The sequence below is a fragment of the Roseisalinus antarcticus genome, from assembly GCF_900172355.1.
GTDB classification, from domain to species: Bacteria; Pseudomonadota; Alphaproteobacteria; order Rhodobacterales; family Rhodobacteraceae; genus Oceanicola; species Oceanicola antarcticus_A.
Genome location: NZ_FWFZ01000109.1, coordinates 1 through 1,740, shown reverse-complemented (window position 1 = coordinate 1,740; position 1,740 = coordinate 1). Strand labels below are relative to the sequence as shown.

The following is a 1,740-nucleotide window of genomic DNA, read 5'->3' as shown; positions in this document are numbered from 1 at the left end:
CGCTGGCGCGATTGTCGAACCTGGCCGACATGCCGCGCCTCGATCTGCTGGTGATCGACGAGGCGCATCACGCTGTGGCGGACAGCTACCGCCGGATCATCGACCGGGTGCGCGACGCCAATCCCGACGCCCGGGTGTTCGGGGTGACGGCAACGCCGACCCGGGGCGATCGCAAAGGGCTGCGCGAGGTCTTCGACAATGTCGCCGACCAGGTGCGTCTGGGCGAGCTGATCGCCTCGGGCCACCTCGTGCCGCCGCGCACATTCGTAATCGATGTGGGCGTGCAGGAGGAATTGAAATCCGTCCGCAAGACCAGCGCGGATTTTGACATGACCGAGGTGGCGGACATCATGGACCGTGCGCCTGTCACCGATGAAGTGATCCGCCACTGGACCGAGAAGGCCGGTGACCGGCAGACTATCGTGTTCTGCTCCACCGTCGCTCACGCTGAACATGTCACCGAAGCGTTCAAAGCGGCTGGTATTTCCGCCGCGCTGATCCATGGCGACTTGGCGGCCGAGACCCGCAAGGCCATCCTCGCCGATTACGCGGCGGGCGGGATCCGCGTCGTCGTCAACGTCGCGGTGCTCACGGAAGGCTGGGACCACCCGCCGACGTCCTGTGTCGTGCTGCTGCGGCCCAGTTCCTACAAATCCACCATGATCCAGATGGTCGGGCGCGGGCTGCGCACGGTCGATCCGGAAGAGCACCCCGGCATCGTCAAGACCGACTGCGTGGTGCTGGATTTCGGGACGTCGAGCCTGATCCACGGCACGCTGGAACAGGATGTCGATCTGGATGGCAAGATCGGCACCGGTGAAGCCCCGACGAAAACTTGCCCGGCCTGCGCAGCGGAGATCCCGCTCGCCGCCACCGAATGCCCGCTCTGCGGCGAGGTATTGCTGCAGGACGAAGGCGAGACCGGCGCGGACGCTTTGCCACTCTCGGGTTTTGTCATGACCGAAATCGACCTGCTGAAGCGCTCCAGCTTCGCTTGGGTCGATCTCTTCGGCACGGACGATGCGCTCATGGCCACGGGCTTCACCGCCTGGGGCGGCATCTTCTGGATGGATGGGGTCTGGTACGCCATCGGCGGGGCCAAGGGCGAGCGGCCACGCTTGTTGGGCGTCGGAGAACGCACCGTCTGCCTCGCTCAGGCCGACGACTGGCTCAACACCCACGAGAGTGATGAAAGCGCCTTCAAGACAAGGGGATGGCTGCGCCAGCCACCGACGGACAAGCAGCTGAAATACCTGCCGCCTGAATGCCGCCATGACTTCGGCCTGACGCGATATCGCGCCTCGGCCCTGATGACCTTTGGCTTCAACAAACGCGCCATCCAAGCAGCCGTAAATGCGGTGGCTGGTCCCGAACGGAGGGCGGCATGACACATGACCATACCAACACCGATCACGGCCGAGGACCGGCGGCGTCTCTGGCATCCGCGTGGAACGCTCTGTGCTGTCTGCCGGCAACCCACGCGTGGTTTTGGCTGGCGCGATCCACACCGGTCGACGCGGCCCCGGCCATCGGTCTGGTTCTGCTCGATGCCCTGCCAGGGCTTCTGGACGCGTTTGGCGCGGGAGCGTTTTGCCATGGTTGATCTCACCGAAGAAGAACGCGCCGCCATCACCGCCACCATGAAACGCATCGCACTGCTTATGGACGAGATCGGCTGGCAGACCGCATTCGCTGATCTGACCGAGGCTCAGGTGCGCGCCCTGATCGAAGAGGCCGTCG

2 protein-coding genes are annotated in these 1,740 nt (G+C 64.8%); both read left to right on the top strand.

Going from position 1 to position 1,740, the window contains the following annotated elements:
• Positions 1-1,388 (top strand): DEAD/DEAH box helicase (locus tag ROA7023_RS23430; RefSeq protein ID WP_085881342.1); only part of this gene is annotated, 1,388 nt, incomplete at its 5' end.
• A 3-nt stretch (positions 1,389-1,391) separates the two neighbouring features.
• A partial coding sequence (locus tag ROA7023_RS25615; protein WP_306372515.1) for a DUF6511 domain-containing protein occupies positions 1,392-1,740 on the top strand: 349 nt, incomplete at its 3' end.